The sequence below is a fragment of the Leucobacter chromiireducens genome, from assembly GCF_051993095.1.
In the GTDB taxonomy this organism is placed as follows: Bacteria; Actinomycetota; Actinomycetes; order Actinomycetales; family Microbacteriaceae; genus Leucobacter; species Leucobacter chromiireducens.
Window position 1 is genome coordinate 961168 of the sequence record NZ_CP197024.1, and the last position, 23835, is coordinate 985002.

Here is a 23835-nt window from a genome sequence, read left to right on the forward strand (position 1 = left end):
TCCCGTTGGAATGACACTGGCGCCCGCTCCCGCTGCGGGAGGGGGCGCCAGTGATTTCGGCGGCAGCCGTGCCTCAGTACCGCGACGGGCTACGCTGCGCGACGGGCGAGGAGCGCGCCGCCCACCGCGAGCGTGGCAACCGTGAGCACGAAGAGTGCCATCGGGAGAGCCGTGTGCTCACCCCAGGCGCCCACGAGCGGAGAGGCCACACCGCCCACGGCGAACTGCGCGGCACCGAGCAGCGCCGATCCCGATCCGCGGGCTTCTCGCGCGCGGGCGAGTGCGAGTGCGCTCGCGTTCGACATGATGAACCCGGTGCCGCCGGTTAGCGTGAACGCGCAGGCGATGAACGCCGCAGGATTGAGTGTGTCGGTGAGGGTGAGCGTGGTGAGCGCCACGCCAGCCGTGAGTGCAAGGATCGCTCCGAGGAGCAGCATCCGCGTGGGCTGTACGCGCCCCGCGAGGCGAGCGTTGATCGTGTTCGCCGTGATCATGGCGAGCGCGCCGAGTGCGAAGGCGAGCGAGTACACGAAGGGCGACATGCCGAGCACTACCTGGCCGACGAACGGCGAGGCGGAGATATACGCCATCATGCCGCCGAAGCCGAGCCCAAACACGCACATGAGCAGCAGGAAGGAACGGTTGCGCAGCAGTTTGGCGAAGTTGCGCGCCGCAGCGGAGAGCCCGCCGGAGTGACGCTGATCCCGCTCGAGAGACTCGGGCACAAAGAGCGCCGCGAGTACCAGCATCGCGACGGCGAGGAACGCGAGCGTGGCAAGCACCACGCGCCAGTCCGAGATCGCCGCGATCGCCCCGCCGATCGGGGGTGCGAGGAGTGGGCCGAGCCCCACGAACAGGGCGATGAGGCTGATCGCGCGGATGGACTCCGCGCCCTCGGTGAGGTCGACCGCGATGGCGCGCGAGATGACCACGCCGGCCGCGCCCGCAAAGCCCTGCACGAAGCGCAGGGCGATCAGCACCTCGATGGTGGGGGAGAACACCATTGCGATGCTGGTCGCGGCGAACACCGCGAGAGCGGCGAGCAGGATCCTGCGGCGCCCATGTTGATCCGAGAGCGGGCCGAGGACCAGCTGCCCCGCGCCCATGCCGAGCAGGAAGGCCGTGAGCGTGAGTTGCACCGAGGAGGCCGGGGCACCGAGGTCCTGCGCAATGTGCGTGAACGAGGACAGGTACATGTCCGTGGCGAACGGGCCGGTGGCCGCGAGGAAGGAAAGAACCGCGAGGAGTCCGCGTGTGAACTTCGGTCGGGCACTCATTCTCGAATCATATATGATCTCCTGTGTGCGGACTCGTCTGTGATCCGCTAAAATAGTGCGTCGGCTTCTTCGGCGCCGCTCGGGGGATCGCCCCGCGGTGCCCGGCACCCCGCCGTGTCGACGACCCGTTCGTCACGTTAGGACACCACCCCTATGGCTCTCGCTACTCGCGAAGACCTCCGCAATGTCGCCATCGTCGCACACGTCGACCACGGCAAGACCACGCTCGTCGACGCCATGCTGCGCCAGACGAACTCCTTCGACGCGCATGCTGAGATGGACGACCGGGTCATGGACTCGAACGATCTCGAGCGCGAAAAGGGCATCACGATCCTCGCGAAGAACACCGCGATCACGTACGAGGGCGAGCACGCCAAGAACGGCCCGATCGTCATCAACGTGGTCGACACCCCCGGCCACGCTGACTTCGGTGGCGAGGTGGAGCGCGCACTCTCGATGGTGGACGGCGTTGTGCTGCTCGTCGACTCGTCCGAGGGCCCGCTGCCCCAGACCCGCTTCGTGCTGCGCAAGGCGCTCGAGGCGAAGCTCCCTGTGATCCTCGCGGTGAACAAGACCGACCGTCCCGACGCGCGCATCGAGGAGGTCGAGGGCGAGGCCCAGGACCTGCTGCTCGGCCTCGCATCGGACCTCTCGGAGGACAACCCCGAGATCGATGTCGACGCGGTGCTCGACGTGCCCACCGTCTACCTCTCGGGCCGTGCCGGCGCCGCGAGCCACACCCGCCCCGCGGATGGCGAGCTGCCCGACAACGAGACCCTCGAGCCGCTCTTCGAGACCATCCTCGAGCGCGTGCCCGCTCCCACGTACGATGACACGCACCCGCTGCAGGCGCACGTCACGAACCTCGACTCCTCGCCGTTCCTCGGCCGCATCGCGCTGCTCCGCGTGCACAACGGCTGGATCAAGAAGGGCCAGAACGTCGCGTGGGTCAAGCACGACGGCACCGTCGCGAACGTGCGCATCACCGAGCTCATGCTTACGAAGGCGCTCACCCGCTACCCGGCCGAGCAGGCTGGCCCCGGCGACATCGTTGCCATCGCGGGTATCGAAGACATCACCATTGGCGAGACGATCGCTGATGCCGAGGACGTGCGTCCCCTCCCGACCATCACGGTCGACGAGCCCGCTATCTCGATGACCATCGGTGCGAACACCTCGCCGCTCGTCGGCAAGGTGAAGGGTCACAAGCTCACCGCCCGCATGATCAAGGATCGCCTCGATCGCGAACTCATCGGTAACGTGTCGCTCAAGGTTGTTGACACCGAGCGTCCCGACGCGTGGGAGGTGCAGGGTCGAGGCGAGCTCGCGCTCGCGATCCTGGTCGAGAACATGCGTCGCGAGGGCTTCGAGCTGACCGTGGGCAAGCCCCAGGTGGTCACGAAGCAGGTCGACGGCAAGACGCACGAGCCCTACGAGCACCTGACCATCGATACGCCCGAGGAGCACCTCGGCGCGATCACGCAGCTCCTCGCCGCGCGCAAGGGCCGCATGGAGAACATGGTGAACAACGGCACCGGCTGGGTGCGTATGGAGTTCATCGTCCCGTCGCGTGGCCTGATCGGCTTCCGCTCAGAGTTCATGACGATGACCCGCGGTACCGGCATCGCGAACGCGATCGCACACGGCTACGGTGAGTGGGCTGGCGTCATCACGACGCGTAATAACGGCTCGATCGTTGCTGACCGCGCGGGTGTCGTCACCCCGTTCGCGATCATCAACCTGCAGGAGCGCATGTCGTTCTTCGTGCAGCCGACCGCCGAGGTCTACGAGGGTATGGTGATCGGTGAGAACTCGCGCTCCGAGGACATGGACGTGAACATCACCAAGGAGAAGAAGCTCACGAACATGCGTTCGGCGAACGCGGACACCTTCGAGTCGATGACGCCCCCGCGCGTGCTGACGCTCGAGGAATGCCTGGAGTTCGCCCGCGAGGACGAGTGTGTTGAGGTCACCCCCGACGACGTGCGCATTCGCAAGGTCGTGCTCGACTCGAACGCGCGTGCTCGCACCGCTTCGCGTCAGAAGAACACGGGCAAGTAAGCCCGAGTTCGCACCGCGGTAGCTGCCGCGCCCCGCACAGCGCCCCATCCGTCACTTGACGGGTGGGGCGCTGTGCTGTTTTTCTCGGGCGCGGTGGAACCGAGCAGCGTAGGATCGGCGCATGGGACTCATTTACGACACCACAATGTCTCCGTCAAAGGCGGAGCTGCTCGCTGCGTGGCTGCCCACGCGCTCCTGGTTCACGGGCGACGTGTCCGCGCTCACCAAGATCGCCGCGTATCGCTACGACGATCCTGAGGGCGAGGTCGGTATCGAGGGCCACCTGGTGACCGCCGGGGACAGCACGGTCTACCACGTGCCCCTCACGTACCGCGGTGCGCCGCTGCAGGACGGTGAGGAGTTCTTGCTCGACACCTCCGCGCACGGCGTGCTCGGCACCCGCTGGATCTCGGACGCGGTGGGGGATCCCGTCTTCCGCACCGTGATCGCCGAGGCGATCTCCCACGGCCGCACGGGCGCCGAAGAGATTGGGGTGTCGGAATCGGGTGAGGAGGCTCCGCTCGCGCCCACGAGCAGCGTTGCGGGCACGGGAACGCCCGAGTTCGCGGTGCCCGAGCTGTGGGCGGCTTCGGTTTCTGAGCTGGGCGGCGAGAGCATCGCCGACACGGGCTTTGCAACATTGCGGGTGCGTCATGTGCTCGACGCATCGGCGCTCGCCGGGGGAGGCGAGCCTGCGCCGGGCGATGAGCGTCTCGCGCTGCGCATCACCTGGCCGGGGCAGGAGATCCCGGTCACGATTGCGACGCTGAGCACGGTGTCGCCCGAGTAACGGGAGGCTGTCTCGAATGAGCCGCGCCCGGGCGGCTCGCGATTTCCTAGTTTGCGTCGAGACCCGATAGAGTAGTCCCTGCGTGAAAGCGCAAATCGGGATGTGGCGCAGCTTGGTAGCGCACGTCGTTCGGGACGACGGGGTCGCAGGTTCAAATCCTGTCATCCCGACGAAAAGCCCCGGTCAGAGCTAGTTTCTAACCGGGGCTGTTTTCGTTTTTGATGGTGCAGTCACGTTTCAGTCACGATGACATTTTCAGACGCAGCATCAGGCTTGTCTCTGCCCGGCATTTCCGTAGCCTCTCCGAGCGCTTCCGCCCGCCTCGCTGCGACCAGGCTGAGCACCTCGCCAGTCTTCTCCGGCCACAGGTGCGCGTATGTGTTGAGCGTTTCCGTAGCGTCAGCATGTCCGAGCATCTGCTGCACCAGCTTCACATCAGCACCCGCGCCGATAGCGAGGGTCGCGGCTACGTGGCGGAGGTCATGCACGCTGAATCCAGCGGCGACTCCCGACTCTGTGCGGAGTCTCGTCCAGACTCGGTTGTACCAGTTCCCGCCGTCGATAGCGGTCTGCCCGCCACCGCGATAGCTCGTGAACACGAAGTCGTCGGGTTGCTTGTGCTGCACATGTGCCCGAAGTTCTTCCACGAGGAACGGTGGAACTGGGAGCCAACGCTTTTGCCAGGTTTTCGGTGGGCCGAGCACACGCAACCCCTCGCGATCAACGGTCCATGTGCGGGCGATACGGGCGCGTGAGTTACCGAGGTCGAGGTTCTTGACTCTTAGCGCCGTCGCTTCTCCGATTCGAGGCCCGCTATATGCCAGCAGCAGAAGAAGTAACCTGTCATCGGCGGGAGGGGCGACGTCCTCGTGCCCGTTCTTTCGTCTGCGCGGTGCCGCTGCGCTCGCCGCCAGCAGTTCGATCTCCGCGTAGGTGAGCGTCGGGAGATCATCCTCGGATTCTTCGGCGCGAGGCAGCTCAACCTTCGCCGCAGGGTTCCGGCCAAGCCACCCCTCGCTGACGGCGTACCGGAGAGCTGCACCGAAAGTCGCACCGACAAGATGCTGCACGTACGACGGTGCGAGAGGCCCTTGGGTGCGCGGGCGACGGTTCCCTTCACCGCGGAAATCGTACGGAGCGGTGCCAGCTAGCAGCTGCTGCACCCATTCATCGATCTGCTGACGTTTGATGGCACCAATCCGCACCGTGCCCCACTTCGGCAGGATGTATGTGTCGAGTTCCCGGCGGTACCGTCGCCATGTTGCGTCCTTGATGCGTGCTTTTGAAGCGAGCCAAGCCTCCGCGACCACAGCGTAACGCTGCTCACGCTGCGACGGGTCGATGTAACGCCCGGTGCGAATGTCGTCCTCTAGTTCGGAGACCAGCGCCGCCGCGTCTTTCTTCGCGGCGAAATGTTTCGTGCGTTGACGCTGCTTGCCTGCATCGTCTTCCTCATGCCAGACCACGCGCCAGCGGCTCCCGACACCGAACTTTGCGGTGCGGAAGTGATCTGGGAGCTTCGCAAGTGCTCGTAGTTGCGCCGACGTAGGAGAGAGGTTGGTGCTGGTGCCGTCTGGCAGCGTTACTTTCGCGTCTTTCACCCAGAGGTCAACGATCCAGGCCCTTGCCATTTACGCGGCCTCCGCGAACTGGTTGGCGATGAATGCCTCTACATCTGACAGTCGCCACCGCAGCCGCCCGCAAATCTTCGCCGCCGGCGGCAGTGGGAGACCGAGGGAGCGGTGTGAGTAGATTGTCGAGGTGCTGACCTGCAGCAGCTCGGCTAGCTCGTCGATGGTGAGCAGCTGTGGCGCTGCGTGGAGTGGGGTGGGCTCTGGTGCGGCCATGGTCTTTTCCTTTCGGGGCCGCGGGTCTCGTGTTGTCTGGTGCTACAAATGCGGCCTGACCGGTCACATAGGGGGCTCCTCAGTGCGTGGGTCGCATTCTTAATGCGCGGTATCTCACGCAGCCTCCGGCTCGTCGGGCGCAGGTACGAGCCCGCGTTCGAGCCACTGCTGAACGTCACGCTCGCGGTACAGCACGAGCTTGGCACCGGTCGGCTTGTAGAACGGCAGCCCGCCGTGGTCAGGCCGCGCCCGTAACTCGCGGAGCGTGCGGCGGCTGAGATGTGTGAGTTCCATCGTCTCGGAGATGGAGAGGAATCGGTCGGTCGTCGCGGCCATGCTCATGCCTTTCGTCGGGGTGCTCACTGGGTGCTAGCACCGTTCGAAAAGACACATAAGGGTCGGTAATGACGCGGGGTGTTTCACGAACTGTGAGGCTCCCGAATCACGAAAACGGTTCAGATCTCTTCCAAAATCTGGGCCATTTCGTTGTTTGCGGCGAGGTTCGCCGCAGTCTGTGAGGATTCGATGGGGGCTGGTCAACGATGTAGGTCATCAAGCAGCTCTAGCAGCACCTCATCGGGCTACGTCACGCGCGACGGTTGGTTAGAGGGCGTAGAGTCTGCGAATCCTCCTGTTCGAGAAGACGACAGCTCAAAGGGTGCTTGAATGACTTGGGGTCACGCTTGGATTACTCAACCGACCCGCCTCGGTAGAGATGTCGACAGCTGGTTGAAGGCGGGAGTATGCGGGGTTTACATGAGCGGTTGAAATTAGCTCGGCTGGGGATCAGTTCGAAACACGGGGTGCTAAAGGGGCACCGGTGTGAAACGGACAATTGACAGGTTTCCCGCCGCCGTGAATAGGAGCTAGTTATGGCTTGGGCGACGATTGCGCGTCATATTCTGTGATCGTGAAGTGTCTTCATAGGCTGGAACGCATATGGGCTTCCCTGCAGGAGGATGTCGGTGAGAATGGGTGTCATGGGAAGATCCGGGCAAGTGAAAATCCAGGCCAAGGCGGTCACTTGGCGTCCGAGTGTGCTGACGTGGTTCATTGTGGTTTTGGCAATCGGTGGGATGGTGGCCGGCCTGTATCCAATGACGGCTTCATGGCTATCTTCGTATAACCAGTCGAAGGTGATCTCGAACACGGATCTGGAGTCTCTTTCTCCGGGCCCCCAGCAACAGCTTGAGGCGGCCCGAATGTACAACAGCGCTTTGACCTCCGGTGTTCGACTCGAAGCCGGTGGGAATGTGCCCGTCGGCACGGGGAATAGCTCCGACGCTGCACTGAACTATGACGAACAGCTCAGAGCAAACAGTGAAGGGTTGATGGCGAGAATCAAAGTCCCCAGTATCGATGTTGATTTGCCGGTCTATCACGGTACATCCGACGAGACGCTGCTGCGAGGGGCCGGGCATCTCGAGGGGTCGCATTTGCCGGTAGGTGGGGAAGGAACTCGCTCAGTGGTCACTGCACACCGCGGGCTTGCGAACTCGACGATGTTCACGAACCTGAACAAAGTGAAGTCAGGGGATACTTTCACTGTCGAGGTTCTCGGGGACGTGCTCACCTACCGGGTCTTTGACGTGGAAGTCATTGAACCGACTGAGACCAGTTCGTTGCGGGCGGTACCGGGGGAAGATCTCGTGACGCTGATTACGTGCACGCCGCTCGGCATTAATTCCCATCGCATCGTCGTAACTGGAGAACGCATCACTCCAACGCCTCTCAAAGATATTCAGGCCGCAGGTGAAGCTCCAGCAATTCCTGGTTTCCCTTGGTGGGCCATGATTGGTGGCGTTGGCGTCCTCCTGGTTGCTGGGTACTGTGCGCGTCAAGGCTTTGCGGACGCACGAATCGTGACGTTGCGTCGCGCTCGGAGCGCATCTGGCCCCAATGAATCTCCACAAGACGCAGCTCATACTGCGGCCTAAAGTGGTGACTTTTTCGCACGAAGGCAACGTGAACAACTCGTCAACAAAAGTTAATGTAACGAAAACGTAACGGGCGTCAGATTGTGTTCCGGGCTAGTGTCTCCATAACTAGACGCCGACTCTTTTGGTGCAGGCGTTTATTTATCGGGACCATGCGGTCCTAACTTATGAGAGGGAGAAGTTCAGATGGCTGAACGGAATACAGGGCGGCGCCTAGCGGCGATGCTGGGAGCAGCAGCGGTAGGAATGACGGCGTTCATGGGCGCGAGTAGCGCTGCCTTCGCGGCACCCGCCGAGTACGGCAACATTGACTTTGACAAAACAGGGTCGCTGACCGTGCACAAGTACCTGCACCAGGTCACTCCGAAGGAAGGCGACATTAGCCAGGCGCCGGCCGATGGTGACTTTACTGATCCGGTTGCAGGGGTCGTGTTCACGGCGTACCCGCTGCTCAAGGATGGGGAGGCAATTGACCTTTCCGTAGCAGCAAACTGGGATCAGCTCGCTGGGCTCACTCCCGGTGATGGCTGCACCGCGCCTGCCGGTCTCACGCTCGGCTCGCCGATCGCTTTGCCTGCAACCGATAACCAGGGCGCTGCAAATGTTGCCCTGCCTATCGGCGCGTACCAGGTGTGTGAGACGTCCGCTCCTGCGAACATTATTGATTCGGCCTCACCGTTCATCGTCACGATCCCGATGCCGCACGAAAGTGGCTGGGTTTATGACGTACACGCTTTCCCCAAGAATGGTGAAGCAACGATCGAGAAGTCGATCGAGGAGCAGCAGGAGACGGGCCTTGGCTCCGTCGTCAAGTTCCCGGTGACCGCCCCCATCCCGACGACGGGTGAGGACTGGACGGGTTTCGCGATCCGAGACACCCTCGATTCACGTCTGACTCCGGTCGACGCTGCCGACATGGCAGTCACAGTTGACGGCGCAGCACTTGATGCGTCGTACTACGAGCTGACTGTTTCTGGCCAGCAGATCACGATGAACTTCACTGCCGAAGGTCTCGCGTGGCTGAACGAGGGCCCGAACGCGCAGGCTGGTAAGAAGATCCAGGTCATCTTCGCGGGAACCGTGACCACGCTTGGCAACGGCACCATCACGAACGAGGCAGAGCTGTGGCCCAACAACCCCGGTTTTGACCCGAGCACGAACCCTCCGGTTCCCTCGAACGAGGTTGAAACGCACTGGGGCAACCTCGCTGTGCAGAAGCGTGCCGCAGGTACCACCGGCAACGAAGGCCTCCTGAACGGCGCAGTCTTCGAGGTGTACAACGCAGTTGATCCGTACGCTGCTGATTGCTCCACAGCCGAGGCCACGGGCGACCCCGTAACGGTCAACGGTGCGACTGAGTTCACCTCGGCCGGCACCGGCGTCATCTCGATCTCTGGCCTGTTCGTGAGCGACAGCGTTAACCCGGTGATTGACGCGCAGCAGCGCTGCTACGTCCTCAAGGAGACCGCAGCCCCCACCGGCTACGTGCTCCCCTCGGATCCGTTCACCTCGGTAACTGTCAAGATCGGTGAGACCACGATCTCCGACAACGTTGACATTGTGAACACGCAGCAGGACGTTCCCGAGCTGCCGCTGACCGGTGCTGCCGGCCAGATGCTCCTCCTCGCGGGTGGTGCGGCTGCGATTGCTGTCGCGGTTGGACTCGTCATGATGAACCGTCGCCGCCAGTCGGCCGACAACTAATTCACACACATGTTGTGCGGGGACTCGCAGTGAGTCCCCGCACAACATGATTGCTTCAGAACGGCGCTATCTTTCGCCCTGAGTCCTGACAGCAACCATGGAAAGCGGTGGTCACATGCGCCAACGTCTGCAGGTCTCGTCACGGACTCGTCTCCTGGCGCATGTGACCACTAGCGGAGAAAGTGTGGAGTGCCTGAGACCATGCGTTCAAGGGCTCCACGTTCTTCCCCAGGGCTGCTGCCCTTAACAAGCTCATGATGATAAGGAAACTTTAAGTGCTTGGAACATCATCAACAAGTCAGCATCGCTGTCAGAAACACCCGCTGCACAATGCTCGCCGCACGGCCGCGGTGGGGCTATCAATTCTTCTTGCTTCAGGGCTGCTGACAGGCTCCGGCCTGAGCGTCGATATGGCGAATGCGTTGGCCCCGGAAACCTCAGCTTCCCAAAATACTGAGTTAGAGACCACGCAACCCAATGACGTTTCGGAACCAACCGAAGCTCAGGACGACCCAGCATCTGAAACTGACTCATCTACACCACAAGAAGGCGTTGAGGACGATGCTCCTGTTGAGGATGGTGAAGCCGAAGGACCGGATGAAACTCATCCATCTTCTACCCCTGCCCAAGACGCTGTTGATCCGGAAACCGATGAGCCCGCGGACGCTGAGGTTCCCAGTGTGCCTGCCGGGGACACTTCCGCACCTGCAACCAGTGCTGTTGGACCACGGATGGTGGCGACCGGCGGCATCGGTCGGTACGGCGATGTAATTGATTGGGCTGAGTGGGGACAAAAGAACCGCAGAATCGACAATAACAGCGACGTTTCATGGACTAAGCCAACCGCTGCAGGCGCAGATTATTGGATATCTACTCGCTGTGAAATATCCAATGTAAAAGATAAGACACCTGCATACCCGATCGGCTACCCGCAATTTCAGGGTGAAGGACCTGGCGGGAGAAACCCGGCCGGTCCTGCGAACCCGCTGAAGTCCTACGTGTCAGGAAGTTGGAGCGGCGACGCACTCAGCAACCTCTATAACGTTGGCGGCACAGGCTTTAGTAACACTCTTGTGAATGCGATCGCAGTAGATGAGTGGGCGAACAACACTTCGCAACGTCGATTCGATGCGACGATTGAGTTTCAGTTCGACTGCGGTGCCTGGCTGATTAACTCAGCAACAGCACCTCAGCTGACGAGCTCGACAAGCACCGATGACTTTACCGTCGTTCCGCTCGAAGGGCTCGTGTTCGCTGATGCCGAGTCCAATAACTGGTACCCCGCTAACGGAACATTTAATGGGTCGCAGCGCGAGTATATTTCGGTGACTCCGAATGGCTCAGCCGCGCAAGAGCCGTCCTGGAAGCTACTTGACTCGTACAAGACAGCCGGCTGTGCGACAAATTCCGTGGCAGAATTCCTGAACGCTGGTGACACAATGAGGTTCCGTTCAGATGGAATCCAATGCGCAACACTCCCCACCTTCCCCGCCGGGGGGCAGGGTCCAGCGTCAGTTATGTTCTTGCAAGGATCAACTTCCGCCGCAGTAGAGGTCCGAGGAGGTGGGCAAGGTGCTGTCGCCCTGGGGGCTATCATTTCTCTGGACTTCGGAGATGCACCGGAATCGTATGGTTCAGCAGCGGCACTCTTCCAGCCCACTTGGCAAGGTGGTGACGTTTCCGGTCAGTCCACGCACAACCTTTCGGCCATGAAAAATGCGAATCAGGTCACGACGATGGACACCCCTAACACCATCCTGGGGAATGAGATCGACGGCGAACTTGAAGCACACTATTCCGTCGACGCAGATTGGGATGATAACAATGCCGTTGATGATGAGGATGGTGTAATTTTTGCCAACACTTCTAACGGAAAGAACACCATTGTTCCCACTGAGAACTCCGGTGGGATGACGTTCTCACAAAGTGTCATCTGCGCCGGCCCGGGCGATGTTGCAGGTTGGATCGACTGGAACCGGAATGGCGAGTTTGATGCAGCCGACAAGAGCAACCAAATCAAATGTGAGAACGGCACTGCCGAGCTGATCTGGATGCTTCCTGATGATGCTGTGCGATCCGTGGAAGGGGACCCCGACAGCGCGCCAACCTACATGCGCGTTCGCATCACCAACCAGGAGAATCCAGATGGTTCGATCGTAGATATTCCTGCTAAGGGCCTGACTACAACTTCAGGTGAAGTGGAAGATTATAAGGTCGACGTGGAATTGCCGAGATACTCAGAGATCATCGTTCAAAAGATGTTGGTTCCAAGTGACGCCCCGGAAGGGACCATCGAAGGCGCGGTTCCTGCTGGCGATGACTGGGAGTTCGGTGTTCCCGAGGACTGGACGCCAGAACAAGGCGTTTCCATTACACCTGAGAACGTCACGACAGATGAGAACGGCCAAGCCGCATTCACAGCTACCTACAGCGGAAGCACTGCGGGTGGAAACATTGCACTTGCAGAGGTGCAGCAGCCGGGCTACGCGGTTGTGCCGGTTGAATCAAAGAACGCCGTATGTGTCGATGTCTCAACGGATCGGACTGTAGGGGTCGGTGGGTATGAGGGTACTCAATCACATCCTGGTTTTGATTTCGAGACCACTCAAGGTCAGTCAGTCCTGTGCACGATCTACAATAAGAAGTTGTCTTATGATTTGAGCTGGAACAAGGTCGCTGCGGAGGCAACGGACGAGTTTTTGGCTGGTTCCGAATGGAAGCTCAGCCCGTTGGACGAAAATGGCTCTCCCATTACCGCTCAAGAGATCGCAATTATCGATTGCGAAAGCGCTCCGTGTGCTGGGCCAGATATGAATGCAGCGAGCGGGAAGTTCCAGCTTAAAGACATTGCTCCCGGAGAGTATCAACTGGAAGAAACGAAAGCTCCAGCCGGGTATGAACTGCTCACCGATCCGATTATCGTGACCGTGGAAAACTCTCATATCGACCTTGGTGATATCGAGAACGAACAGGCTGAAGTCCCACAGCTGCCCCTCACGGGCGGCATGGGGACTCTTGCGATCTTCCTCGGGGCTGGAGGGATCGGAGTGCTGCTGTTGATTGCACTCACGCTCCAGCGCCGACGCTCCAGAGTGAGCATCGGCTAGTTGAGAGAGTGATTGGGAACTAATCGGGTCTGCTCCATTGATGGTGCAGACCCGATTAGTTCTTTGGCCGAAAGTTCTGGCTCGAGGTTTCATTTGCGGGGGCAACCCGGCGCTGCTGCCTTACGGATGTGCCACGCAGGTGGCGCGACCATTTACTTCCGTGTCGCAAAATAAAAAGCGCCTTCCCACTGGACCGGATGGGGGAAGATCCAATGGGAAGGCGCTGCGTGTGCTTTTCAGTTTGAACGAAGAAAACAGAGCTTCAACGAAAGCGCACGATGTAGACGCCTGCTGCACGTTAGGGGGTGGTGGTGCAACAAAACCGCCTACATGTATTGAGACAACACGTGACACCAAAATCTGACGCGTCTTAATAAATAGTTTCACGAGTCACACATTGGTGAACTAAGGGTAATTATCTGTAGTCTGCTAGCTGGAGCACTCAGCGGTGAGACTTTGGTGAAGAGGAGAGTAAGCACGGTGAAGAGCATCGACCTCACTCAGGCGTCCGACATGGCCCTCGTAGAGCTCACCCGGAGTGGCATCGGCGATGCGTACGCCGAATTATGGAAGAGGCACGCCCCAGCAGTGATTGTGGCCACCCGCTGCTTCACTGGGTTCGATCCTGACGATGTAGCGCAGGAAACATTTCTTCGGGTGTTGCAGCAGATCCAAGCTGGCCGCGGACCCAACACCGCGTTCAGGGCCTACGCAATTATGACGGCCAGGAACGTCGCGACGAACATGGCGCGGAACCGCAGCAGCGACGAAATCACAGGCAGTGACGACAGCGTCTTTGAATCACATGCTTCCGAGTTGCCCGATACCGCCGGGAAGGTCCTCGGAAGCGCTTTCACGCAGCAGGTATTCACCACCCTTCCCACGAGATGGCAGGAAGTGCTCTGGTACCGTGACGTGGAAGATCTGCCGGTGCGCGAGTTCTCAACCTATTTGGGAATGAATGAAAACGCGACCTCAGCTCTCTTGAAACGTGCGAGGGAAGGTTTTAAACAAGCCTGGATCGCCGCGAATCTGGAACCAGAAGCTGGCCTGTCTGCGGACTGCCAGTGGGTTGTTGAGAAGCTGCCGCAAATCACCAGAGGCAAATCTACTCCAGCGACCCGCAAGAAACTCTCAACACACTTCGAGAACTGCCCCAGATGCGCGATACTCGCTGAGGAATCAGAGCATATCCATTCTCGTCTTGCGCTTGTCCTTCTACCGGCGTTGATCGGAGGCTCCGCAGCAACAGGCTATGCCGCGTGGCTGCAATCAAGTTCCGCGGCACCTGCAAGTGCTGCCGTTTTCGATGCGTCTGCCGCTATGGCGTCTCACCCTGTCGGCTTAGCGAAGGCGAAAGCAGGGCTCATCGGGAGCGGAGCCACGAAGGCCATGATCTTGCCGGTTGCGGCGATCTCAGCAGGTGTGCTTGCTACATCTATCGCTTTCTCATTAGGCATGCCTGCTGAGCGGAAAGCTCCGCCGGTCGTGGGGCCTGTCACTCAGAAATCTTCTACCGAATCCGGGGTGAAGGAAGCTGAGACAGAAACAATCCCCTCAAAGGAAGTCCCTCAGGATGAGTCGAAACCGAACGACATAGAAGAATCCGGCGGAAGTGGCGCTGCGACGGGTGTTCAGGCAGACGCTGACGCTGATAGCGCGGCGGACTCCAACGGGACGGCCAACGCGAATGGCAACGCAAACTCAGATGGCACTGACGACACAGACGGCGTCGACCCGCCGGAGGCTCCTGCAAACCTGAGTGCAGCGCCCCTTGACGGCGTGGAAATTGGAGTCTATCCGCGCCTTGCCGGTTCTGGGGCGCCGAACGCATCCATTCAACTTCAAGTCACAAATGAGCTGGGGCAGTCCTACGAACAGCAAGTCACTGCTGATGCACAAGGGAGGTGGGTGTTCACCCCAGCGACGCTCCTGGGGCAACTCACTGTAACGGGACAGCAGTCGTACTCGTTTCAAGGCAAAGATTTCCTGGACGACGAAGTGGTTGTCGGCAGCTATGCAGTGGGGAATGGCCTCGGTATCGAGGTCGAGGCGAGCGGAGCAGGGGAGACCACAATCCGCGTGACTGGACTCGCCGCCCCAACGAAGAACCAAGTCGTCAACATTGAATCCACAGGTCAGGGCACGCTGGCATCAAACCATCCACCTACGGCGCCAGGCGAAGTAACCCTCACCGTCCCCTTTCCGAGGTCCTCGCTCGGTGATCTGCGCTACTGGCAAGGGAACACGTCTGAAGGCCCGAGGCGAGTGTGGTGGAGAGTTCTTACGGATTGATGCTGACGCACTCTGCAGATGAAAGAACGGCCCCAGGGCGGTGACAACGCACTTTTGCATGGGCTGGACGCCGAGTATCATCGCGTGATTCGCTCAGTTGCCTGCTAAGCATTCTCAACAGATTGACAAATTGGAATTGACGTTGGTGGGCGCACTGAACTTGGCGACGACACTCGCATGAGTTTCTTTAGGCTCGGTGCGCTTCGTCACCCTGCGTCGCGAGTTCCGCAAACAGTTATGGATTGCAGTCGGTGCTTGCCGCGGAAGACTGAGACTGTGCGACGGTCACGGCGCTGAATGTGCCTAGCGCCCGCCACATCGCGCCTACCCTCCCTGTACAACGCCGCACCGCGCGGCCGCCAGAGGTGGATCTCCATGCGCACTCAGTTCACTATCGAGATGGACGACGCTGACGCCGACCGATACGGCATCGTCCATCTCACCGGTTGCCGGCACCTGCTCGACCCAGAACCGCTCGGCAGTGACTGGCGGGCGGGCGTCGCGGCGCTCGGTACCGACTGGGAGCTAGAGGTGGTGGATGGCGCGGTTCGCCTCGCGCCTTGCGCCCGACGCGCTACTCGTCGCTGAAGTGGAACGAGTAGTCGTCCTGGTACGTGCGCCCCTCGGACACCTCGGGGCTCCGGTACTCCGACCGCTGGTAAAAGAGCCGCTCGATCTGCTCGTAGGTGCCGCCGCGCAGCAGGATGTCGGTTGACCTAAATCCGGGCGCATCGGTCCACGTGCCGCCCTCGACGACATAACCGATGACGGTGCCGCTGTCCCGTACCTCGATCTTCTTCGTCATTGCGTGTCCTCCTGCTGGTCTTTGATCCCTGTGATCTGCGTCCGAGCTGCTAATACCAACGCACGATCCTGAACCATCACTTCCATGAGGTGCCCCAGTTCTTCGCGTGAAATCTGCATCCCCTCGCACGCTTGCTCAATTGTCACGCCGGTAGCAAGCAGTATCTCAGCGACCGCCGCCAATCGATGCACGCCGGCGACGTGGTCATAGCCTCCAACTTTCACTGCGCTGCCTCCGTTCGTTCGATTGCCCGGTAGACCGATGCGCGGCCGATCCCGAAGAGGCCCGCTACATCGGTGATCGACATCCCGCCGGCGCGCAGCTCGGCGATATGCCTGTCCTGCGCACTGGTTAATTTCGTCTGCTTGCCGCGCAACTTGCCCTTGGCGCGGGCGACGGCCATGCCTTCACGGGTGCGCTGGGAGATCAAGTCAGCCTCGAACTCCGCGACCATCGCAAGCACAGAGAACAACAGTTTGCCAATCGGGTCACTCGGGTCATGCACCGCGCCACCCAGCGAGAGGGAGACGCCCCGTGCACCGAGTTCAGCTGCGATGTCACTCGCGTCAGGTACGGAGCGGGCCAAACGATCCAGCTTCGTCACAACCAAGGTGTCGCCGTGACGCACCGCCGCCAGCGCTCGTTCGAGCCCCGGCCGCTCACGGTTGGTGCCGGTGAGGCCATGGTCGGTGTAGATGTTGATCTCAGCGACATCGAGCTTGATCAGCGCATCACGCTGCGCCGTCAGATCCTGGTCTGCTGTTGAGACGCGGGCGTAGCCGATCAACATGGTTTACCTCCGTCCGTTGCGGTTACGTCAGTGACCGTAAGCCGATCGCCAAACGGACGATAGGGGAGTGTCGATGTGGTTGAACCGGTGACTCGCGGAGCGGTGTCCGTATAGGTAGTCCACTGAACTGACCGGTGGCGTGGCGCTATGCGGACGTTGGTAGCGCTCACTGCGGGCTCCGGCTTGCGATGTGCTCTGCGAAACAGACCTCACAGCGCGTTCCCCACCAGCTCTGATGGATGCGCTGCTCGCCCGGTTCGCCGCACTCCTCGCAGATCGTGACCGAACGCTCACGGGCCCGGGCGGTCAGCTCTTGGACGCGCCACCGGATGTCACCGGGCATGTTCTCGGCGTAGTCGAGGTGTACGATCAGCTCGCCGTGGTCGGCCTTGATCTGCGAGTAGCGGAACCAGAACGAGTGTTTCTCAAGCTCTCGGTCGAGATCAGCGACGATCTGGTACCAGCCGCCGGGTAAGTCGAACGCAGCCGGCCGCGGGTCGCGCCGGAGTGCCTGCAACCGCGGGGTCATGAGCTCGTCAAGCTGCTCGGGGGTGGGGCCGGTGGACATCGCTGCTCCTTCTGCCGCAGCGTCTTTCGCTACGAGCAGGTGAGCAATGCGCGGTCTACTCCTGCGCCGCCAGTTCTCGGTATTCCAGCAGCTCCGCCCACGCCTCCTGGATGCGCTCGCCCTGCCATTCCGTGCGTTCCGAGGCGTCCACTTCGCCGCGCCAGACAACCCGGGGGCGCGCTTCATAGAGCAACTGGGTCACAGAAGGCAGTTCCTCTGTCGGTACAGAGAACGCTTTCGCTGCGTCGCTGATCATGGCGCGAGCAAGAAGTGCAAGATCAGCAGGCGGCTCTTCGTGTGGGACGAGACACCAAGCGAGCTGGGCAACGCAGGCAGCGAGGTGCAGCTCTAGAAGATCAGCGTCATCGGCGCTCATGAGCTGATGATCGCACGGACGAACTGAGGGCTGTCAAGCGGGAGAAATGGGTCTGTGGATAAGCGTCAGTGTTTCGGCTTACGAGCTTTCGCGGTCGCGTGCCGTTGGTAGTACTTCTGGCTCAGCTTAAGTTCTGAGGTCACGCCGATTTGGTTCCCAGCGCGGCGAAGGTAGTTCCGATACACCTTGTTCTCGGCGAGATAGGTGATCGGCCGGCCAGCCCAGACCAGCGAAGCACACGTCATGAATAGCAGGTAATTGTCGCCGAACGGCTCGCGGGGTTCAGGTCGAACTGCTGGCATCGGGCTTCCGGCGGGATCAGGTTCGAAGTAGAGCTCCAGTAGACGAACGCCGGCGTGACTGAAACCGCTCAGAGCGCGGTAGTACACGTACGCGTCTGCGCCACCGGGTGTGAGATCCTCACAGATCAGGTCGAAGCGCTGGGCGTTGTCGAGAGCATCACGGTACGGCGCGACATCTGAATCTGCAATTGAGTCAGCGTTCTCGCGGAACGTTGCCGACATGGCATTCCGGAGGCTGACCTGCATGTTGCGGTTGCTCCGCGCATACTCATGCATGAACGCCTTGACCGCCTCGGTTCCCTTGCTCTGCACGAGCCACACCGATGTGAGTGCGCATTCGTAGGCCAAGCGGATGAGTGGAATTGCGCTGAGCACATGCCCGTTGTCGAGGAGGAGCCGTATTGCGTACGCCGTCTCGTAGGTGTGGCGGCTCAGACCGAGCACGCACTCCATGCGAGCGACATCGATGGAGGTGATCGGTTGACCACGGCGCGCCTTTGGCTGAGTCAGGTCGCGCGGGTCGCCGTGCTCCTCCCACATCTCCAGAAGCTCGTCGAGCAGCGCGCGTAGCGACTCGGCATCAGTAGTGCTCATGATTCGGACTCTACCCGCGACCGGCGACACTTGGGACCCTCAGACTGACCGGTCTTCCCACTCCGCCGCATCGAGCGCCGCGAGCAACGCGGCTTCGTCGTAGTCGACCGAAACAGGAACTCGTTGCACCGCAGCAATCGCACTTTGCCGGAGGGCGAGTGATACGGAGCCGCGATCCTCGTGATCATTCGTGTACTTCACGACTGACTCCGCAGGCCGCATCACTTCGTCAGGCCACACGTCGCCGACCATCCCGCCGGGGTCACTGATTTCATCTGCGCGGACTACTGCCTGTGGCGAGAGCTTCACACGGTACAGCCAGAAGACGCTGTCGTTATCCGCTTGGTTACGACGGCGACGATCCATGTTCTCGAGCGCAGCAGTGAGCGTTCCGACGTGTAGACACTTCATGATTTGCTTAGCGCGCCACCGCTCGACGGAACCGGCGCCACACATCTTCTCCATGCGCTCGAAGCTTTCAGCATTCCAGCCGACTGTCGGATCCCAGCTGCTACTTGGCCAATCAGGCTGCGTTGAGGTGTGGAACCAGAGCTGGTGGAGGAGGTCGTTTTCGTTCTGGGCAGCGGGTTGCTTATCAGCGGGGTCTCGGAAGCTCACATCTCGCACTGTAGTGGCCACCGGTGACACTTGCGGCTGCGCATTACGGCGCGATGACGACACGGCATAAGAGGCAGAGAAAGCACGAACCGGCTCAGGCCACAGATACGATGTATGAAGCAACACCGCCCCGACCGAAAGGCACCATGACCGGCCGACTTACACTCTCGTGGCGCAACAAAGACCAAGCTCTCATCGGCGACGGGGAAGGCGGATATCTCTGGGTCGACCCGAGCGACCCGCGTGCCGCAGAGGTGCGTACGCTGACTGAGGTTGCAACCCACGGTGATGTGAACGGTGATGGCGGAGATAATTTGCTCGTCCGAGGCGATGGGTACCATCTTCTCCGTAGCCTGAACCGTGTCCCTGAACTCGCTGAAAAGTACAAGGGGAAAGTAAAGCTGGTCTACATTGATCCGCCATTCAACACTAAGCAGTCGTTCACCTACTACGACGACGGCGTTGAGCATTCAGTGTGGTTGGGAATGCTTCGTGAACGGCTGGTACTTCTAAAAGATCTGCTTGCGTCAGACGGGGCAATCTTTGTGCACCTCAGTGACGATGAACTGCACTATGCCAAAGCCCTCATGGATGAGGTGTTCGGGCGCAACTGTTTCGTAACCACGTTCATGTGGCGCAAGGTAGACAGCCCGAACGATAATAAGGTGACTGTCACCCCCGATCATGAAGGCATCCTCTGTTACACAAGGACGCCTGAAATGGTGAAGAATTTCAGTCGTCGTGCAGATCAGTCGATCCTCGACGGGTATAAGCAGACCACTGAGGACGGCCGGCGCTACCGTGACCGTCTTCTCAAGAAGAACGGTAAGAACTCTCTTCGGGAAGACAGACCCACTATGTGGTATCCGCTGGCTGCCCCGGACGGTACCGAGGTCTGGCCTATTCATGACGACGGGAGAGAAGCGTGCTGGTCTCTCAGTGAGCAAGCTGTGGAACAGTTCAATGATGAAAATCGATTGATCTGGAAGCGTCGAGCGGACCCTCTAAACGGCGGTGAGAAGTGGGTTCCATATACGCGCGAATATGCGCCTATGCTTCCTGAACGGCCTTGGCAAACCATCTGGTCTGATCTCCCAACCACCAGACAAGCAAAAGCTCACATCACGAGCCTGTTCCCTGGCGCGACAGCATTTGATACTCCGAAGCCGGAGCAGCTTCTCGAGCGAATCATCAATATGGCAAGTTCGCCGGGTGAGGTCGTTCTCGACGTATTCGGCGGTTCTGGAACCACCGCCGCGGTTGCACACAAACTCGGGCGTCGATGGGTGACCGCAGAACTTCTGGACACTGTTTTCGAAGGGTTTACTCGCCCAAGGCTGGTGAAGGTGATTTCCGGTCATGACGGTGGCGGGATCTCCTCAACTTCGGCAAGAGAGTCTTTGAACGGCCTCGATGCATTCGGTATCAGTGCCGCTGAAGCATCCGCTTTCCAACGAGTACTAAAGAAGTTGAGGGCCATCGAGTCCCTCGGCCTCGAAACAGGCGCAGGACATACGGAAGCTCTTGATTCCTTGCGACGGGTTACTGATACCAAGACTGTAGACACGACGGTCTGGGAAGGTGGCGGTGGCTTTCGTGAACTCGTCGTTGACTCGGCAGTCTTCCAGGTGAGCGAGTTGGCAGGGATGACCATCATGTCGGTTGTGCCGGGTTCCAGCTACGAGCAGCTCGCGCGTTCCGTTGCTGCCCAGCTCGGCTACCGACTTGCGGACTCGCTCGAAGGGCCGATTGTCGGTGCACTCGGGAAGTCTCGGCTTGCGGTGATTGATGGCACCGTTGACGCGAAAGCGGTCGCCGGAGTTCTCTCGCAGGTTGACGAGCAAGAGACCGTGGTGATTGCTGCGACGACCGTTGCTGACGACGCCAGGGCTGCGCTGCGGTCCGAAAGCAAGGGTTCACGCATCATCAGCATCCCGAACGATTTGTTCCCGAAGGGCGGCGTAATTCGATGAGCGACTGGCTGCCGTACCAGGAAGACCTTGCCGAAGCCGTTGGGAAGCAGATGGATCTGCGCACCCCGAACATGCTGGCACTGCATGAGCTCGCGAAGCAGGTGTCGCATGGCGACGGCCGCGAGGTTATCGCCGACCTGGCGACCGGGGTGGGCAAGACTTACCTGGCGGCAGCCCTTATCGACTACCTTGCGCAGTCCGGGGTACGAAACGTTCTACTGGTCACGCCGGGTAAGACGGTCCTTGAGAAGACGCTTCGGAACTTTACGCCAGGTGATTCTAAGTACGTGAGTGGCGCTGTCGCGCGCCCGCTACTTGTGACTGCGGACAACTTCAACCGAGGTGAGGTCGGCGATGCTCTCCACGACCCCAACAGGCTGAAGGTGTTTGTGTTCAACGTGCAGACGCTGATTAAGCCGACCGTGAAAGCGAACCGGCGCACTTACGAAGAAAACGAAGCAATTGGCGGTGCGCTGTACGAGCACCTGCAAGCCGCAGATGATCTCGTGGTCATCGTAGATGAGCACCACGTCGTGCGTGAGTCCGCGAAGAAGTTCAACGCTGCCGTCAGAGATCTTGGCGCTCGCACCGTCGTGGGTTTGACGGCGACGCCAGACAAGAAAGATGTGGATGCCGGGAAGGTGGTCTTCTCGTATTCGCTCGCCGAGGCAATCGCGGATCACTACGTGAAAGTCCCCGCTGTGGTGTACCGCAGCGACGGACGGCGCGATCTGGAGACGCAGCTGGCAGATGCCTGTCTACTCCGAGCGAACCGTGAGCCGCTGTGGCATCAGTACGCCGAAGCAGCTGGTGTGCCCGAGGTGCACCCAGTGCTTTTCGTCGTCTGTCAGTCGATCGCTGACGCGAATTCTGTTGCCACTACTTTGCGCCGCGATGACATGCTGCCCGGTGACGGCGAGGTGCTACTCATTACCTCTGAGTCAAGCGACGAAGCATTGCGCATGCTCGCTGACGTTGAGCGGCCTGAATCACCGGTGCGCGCCATCGTTTCCGTGGACAAACTCAAAGAAGGTTGGGACGTCAAGAACATCGCGGTGATTATGGCACACCGGGCACTCGCATCCGAAGCGCTCACCGAGCAGATTCTCGGCCGTGGGCTGCGTCTGCCGTTCGGACGCCGGGTCGGTGTGCCGGCGATCGATATGGTGGACATTGTCGCTCATGAGTCATATGAGACGCTGCTGAGAAACCGTCATGTGCTGCTTCAGAAGCTCGCCGGGCAGCCAACACAGCCGGGCGCTGAATCCAGTATTCCCGTGGAACTGGACATCATTAGCACTGTGGGCGGCGGCAGTGCGGAAGGGTTTAGCTGGGCAGTTACGCCGCCGCCTAGCACACAGGCCGACACCGCGCTTGATGGCGTAGGCCCTGCGGAGTTGCTGCTCGCTCAGGAGATGGGGGAGCAGCAAGCAGCCATCGAGCGCAGCGCACAGATGCTGGGACAGTCGATGCCGCTGAATGAGAGCCTGCCGAAGATCACGTTCCCGACAATGGTCCCGCAGATCGAGGCGGCGAAGTTCACTCTCTCGGTGGTGAAGCCGTTGCTCGCGGAAGAGCAGGGACGGCTATTCAAGCACGACCCAAAGATCGTGCTCAAGCGGCGTGCGCTCGCCGTGCAGCGTGACACCACCGGAGAGATCATTGTTAGTGAGCAAGCGGTCGACAGCGATGAGGCTACGCGCGTCACATGGAGCGCAACAGAGATTCGGCAGAGTTTGCTGCGTCGCATCCTGAGCTCGGGGCTTGTCGAGCCGGACGTGTCTGAGCAGGGGTGGGCACTCGACCTTGTCGACGCGTTCCTGCGTGGTGCTGATGTAGACGATGAGAGCGACTGGTCGTGGTCAGTCGATCATGCTTCCCGGGCGCAGGCAGCCTTGCTGCAGATTCTGCAAGCTGCACGACGGGGCTTGGACACGGTCACCACGTATCGGTGGACACCGACTGAGATCCCGGCACCGAAGCCCCTCCCTGCGAACCCGGTAGATAGGTGGGCCGGGTTCACAGCCGGAGCGTGGATTGGCCTGTGGGATAAGTCAATCGAACGCTACGCCCAGTTCGATTCAGAGTCCGGCGAGTACTCGCTTGCTCAGAAGCTCGATGACTTCGACGAGGTTCGCCGGTGGCAGCGCATCTACGTGCACGGCGCAGCGAAGATCCCGAAGTCAAAGGGCGGCAACTACTATCCCGATTTCGTCGTCGTCGATTCTGATGACGTGTACTGGGTATTGGAAGCGAAGAGCAACCGCGATGCTCAGGACTCCGCTGACGTACAAGAGAAGGCTGCTGATGCAGAGTTGTGGATTCAGCGGGTAAATGAGGCGCACATGTTCGGCACCTGGCGATACAAGCTGCTTTCTGAAGCGCAGATTGCTGCTGCGCAGGACTGGGCCTCGCTCATCGGGAGCTGACCCCACTCAGAATGGCGCATTACCTCGCCGCCATCCGTCGTCGCGCCAGCCGCGCATAGCCTCGAAGTACGCTGCATCGTCGTCGCCAACGATCTCGCGCACGATCTGTGGGCGCTCCGGCGGCGGTACGACCTCGTCAGGGTCGAACCCCAGGCGCTCGTAATCCGGTGGCCAGTCGTCATAGTCAGGCACTACGGCAACACCATCGTCAGCGACGAGCGTGAGTCGTCCGTGGGGTGCGGTGCGCCGTTCCGGCGGGGCGGTGTTGTCAACTGGGGTGAAGTGAGGGGTGCCTCGTTTTCGTGTCATACCGTACCCAATGCGCGGTCCCTCGATACGCTGGCCAGATGCCCGCCCCGTCT

General features: G+C 60.5%; 21 protein-coding genes and 1 tRNA gene. 10 read left to right on the forward strand and 12 right to left on the reverse strand.

Going from position 1 to position 23835, the window contains the following annotated elements:
• Window positions 1-89: 89 nt before the first annotated feature.
• The gene (locus ACR81A_RS04220) at window positions 90-1277 is read right to left on the reverse strand and encodes a multidrug effflux MFS transporter (protein WP_440312733.1); all 1188 of its coding nucleotides are present in this window, start codon (window positions 1275-1277) and stop codon (window positions 90-92) included.
• Between the two features lie 153 nt (window positions 1278-1430).
• On the opposite strand from ACR81A_RS04220, the gene typA reads away from it, so the two are divergent.
• The 3 genes from typA to ACR81A_RS04235 all read left to right on the forward strand — a co-directional run bounded on the left by typA (window position 1431) and on the right by ACR81A_RS04235 (window position 4298).
• On the forward strand, window positions 1431-3338 hold the full coding sequence (gene typA, locus ACR81A_RS04225) for a translational GTPase TypA (protein ID WP_440312734.1): 1908 nt from the start codon (window positions 1431-1433) through the stop codon (window positions 3336-3338).
• Between the two features lie 121 nt (window positions 3339-3459).
• Window positions 3460-4128 carry a maltokinase N-terminal cap-like domain-containing protein gene (locus tag ACR81A_RS04230; protein WP_440312735.1) on the forward strand — a complete coding sequence of 223 codons (669 nt, stop codon included), beginning with the start codon at window positions 3460-3462 and terminating at the stop codon, window positions 4126-4128.
• Between the two features lie 96 nt (window positions 4129-4224).
• Window positions 4225-4298: transfer RNA gene (locus tag ACR81A_RS04235), tRNA-Pro, on the forward strand.
• Between the two features lie 60 nt (window positions 4299-4358).
• Here the strand turns inward: ACR81A_RS04235 and ACR81A_RS04240 are convergent.
• From ACR81A_RS04240 to ACR81A_RS04250, 3 genes are all read right to left on the reverse strand, one after another.
• Window positions 4359-5759, reverse strand: coding sequence for a tyrosine-type recombinase/integrase (locus tag ACR81A_RS04240; RefSeq protein ID WP_440312736.1), 1401 nt, complete (start codon window positions 5757-5759; stop codon window positions 4359-4361).
• Window positions 5760-5975, reverse strand: a complete 216-nt coding sequence (locus ACR81A_RS04245) for a helix-turn-helix transcriptional regulator (protein ID WP_440312737.1) — start codon at window positions 5973-5975, stop codon at window positions 5760-5762.
• Window positions 5976-6089: 114 nt separating this feature from the next.
• The gene (locus tag ACR81A_RS04250; protein WP_440312738.1) at window positions 6090-6311 is read right to left on the reverse strand and encodes a helix-turn-helix transcriptional regulator; all 222 of its coding nucleotides are present in this window, start codon (window positions 6309-6311) and stop codon (window positions 6090-6092) included.
• A 644-nt stretch (window positions 6312-6955) separates the two neighbouring features.
• Here ACR81A_RS04250 and ACR81A_RS04255 point away from each other — a divergent pair.
• The 5 genes from ACR81A_RS04255 to ACR81A_RS04275 all read left to right on the forward strand — a co-directional run bounded on the left by ACR81A_RS04255 (window position 6956) and on the right by ACR81A_RS04275 (window position 15606).
• A complete protein-coding gene (locus ACR81A_RS04255) occupies window positions 6956-7912 on the forward strand; it encodes a class C sortase (RefSeq protein WP_440312739.1) in 957 nt (318 codons plus the stop codon).
• Window positions 7913-8098: 186 nt separating this feature from the next.
• Window positions 8099-9616, forward strand: a complete 1518-nt coding sequence (locus ACR81A_RS04260) for a SpaH/EbpB family LPXTG-anchored major pilin (protein ID WP_440312740.1) — start codon at window positions 8099-8101, stop codon at window positions 9614-9616.
• Window positions 9617-9891: 275 nt separating this feature from the next.
• The gene (locus ACR81A_RS04265; RefSeq protein WP_440312741.1) at window positions 9892-12723 is read left to right on the forward strand and encodes a CshA/CshB family fibrillar adhesin-related protein; all 2832 of its coding nucleotides are present in this window, start codon (window positions 9892-9894) and stop codon (window positions 12721-12723) included.
• Window positions 12724-13203: 480 nt separating this feature from the next.
• Window positions 13204-15018: a sigma-70 family RNA polymerase sigma factor gene (locus ACR81A_RS04270; RefSeq protein WP_440312742.1), complete on the forward strand. Its 1815-nt coding sequence runs from the start codon at window positions 13204-13206 to the stop codon at window positions 15016-15018.
• Window positions 15019-15393: 375 nt separating this feature from the next.
• Window positions 15394-15606: a hypothetical protein gene (locus ACR81A_RS04275; RefSeq protein WP_440312743.1), complete on the forward strand. Its 213-nt coding sequence runs from the start codon at window positions 15394-15396 to the stop codon at window positions 15604-15606.
• Here ACR81A_RS04275 and ACR81A_RS04280 read toward each other — a convergent pair.
• The 7 genes from ACR81A_RS04280 to ACR81A_RS04310 all read right to left on the reverse strand — a co-directional run bounded on the left by ACR81A_RS04280 (window position 15593) and on the right by ACR81A_RS04310 (window position 19071).
• Complete coding sequence (locus ACR81A_RS04280) at window positions 15593-15823, reverse strand: hypothetical protein (RefSeq protein ID WP_440312744.1); 231 nt, start codon at window positions 15821-15823, stop codon at window positions 15593-15595. The genes ACR81A_RS04275 and ACR81A_RS04280 overlap by 14 nt on opposite strands.
• A complete protein-coding gene (locus ACR81A_RS04285; RefSeq protein ID WP_440312745.1) occupies window positions 15820-16047 on the reverse strand; it encodes a hypothetical protein in 228 nt (75 codons plus the stop codon). The genes ACR81A_RS04280 and ACR81A_RS04285 overlap by 4 nt, the downstream gene beginning before the upstream one ends.
• Window positions 16044-16613, reverse strand: coding sequence for a recombinase family protein (locus tag ACR81A_RS04290; protein ID WP_440312746.1), 570 nt, complete (start codon window positions 16611-16613; stop codon window positions 16044-16046). The genes ACR81A_RS04285 and ACR81A_RS04290 overlap by 4 nt, the downstream gene beginning before the upstream one ends.
• 166 nt (window positions 16614-16779) lie before the next feature.
• Entirely contained in the window at window positions 16780-17181 is a 402-nt protein-coding gene (locus ACR81A_RS04295) for a TraR/DksA C4-type zinc finger protein (RefSeq protein WP_440312747.1), read from the reverse strand.
• Between the two features lie 55 nt (window positions 17182-17236).
• Window positions 17237-17557 (reverse strand): hypothetical protein, encoded by a 321-nt coding sequence (locus ACR81A_RS04300; protein ID WP_440312748.1) that lies wholly within the window; start codon window positions 17555-17557, stop codon window positions 17237-17239.
• Window positions 17558-17622: 65 nt separating this feature from the next.
• Window positions 17623-18453, reverse strand: coding sequence for a DUF6988 family protein (locus tag ACR81A_RS04305; protein WP_440312749.1), 831 nt, complete (start codon window positions 18451-18453; stop codon window positions 17623-17625).
• A gap of 39 nt (window positions 18454-18492) precedes the next feature.
• The gene (locus ACR81A_RS04310; RefSeq protein ID WP_440312750.1) at window positions 18493-19071 is read right to left on the reverse strand and encodes a hypothetical protein; all 579 of its coding nucleotides are present in this window, start codon (window positions 19069-19071) and stop codon (window positions 18493-18495) included.
• Between the two features lie 23 nt (window positions 19072-19094).
• Between ACR81A_RS04310 and ACR81A_RS04315 the strand changes: the two genes are divergently transcribed.
• Entirely contained in the window at window positions 19095-21044 is a 1950-nt protein-coding gene (locus ACR81A_RS04315) for a site-specific DNA-methyltransferase (protein WP_440312751.1), read from the forward strand.
• On the forward strand, window positions 21041-23473 hold the full coding sequence (locus ACR81A_RS04320; protein WP_440312752.1) for a DEAD/DEAH box helicase: 2433 nt from the start codon (window positions 21041-21043) through the stop codon (window positions 23471-23473). The genes ACR81A_RS04315 and ACR81A_RS04320 overlap by 4 nt, the downstream gene beginning before the upstream one ends.
• A 6-nt stretch (window positions 23474-23479) precedes the next feature.
• On the opposite strand, the gene ACR81A_RS04325 is transcribed toward ACR81A_RS04320, so the two are convergent.
• Window positions 23480-23782 carry a hypothetical protein gene (locus ACR81A_RS04325; protein ID WP_440312753.1) on the reverse strand — a complete coding sequence of 101 codons (303 nt, stop codon included), beginning with the start codon at window positions 23780-23782 and terminating at the stop codon, window positions 23480-23482.
• Window positions 23783-23835: the final 53 nt, after the last annotated feature.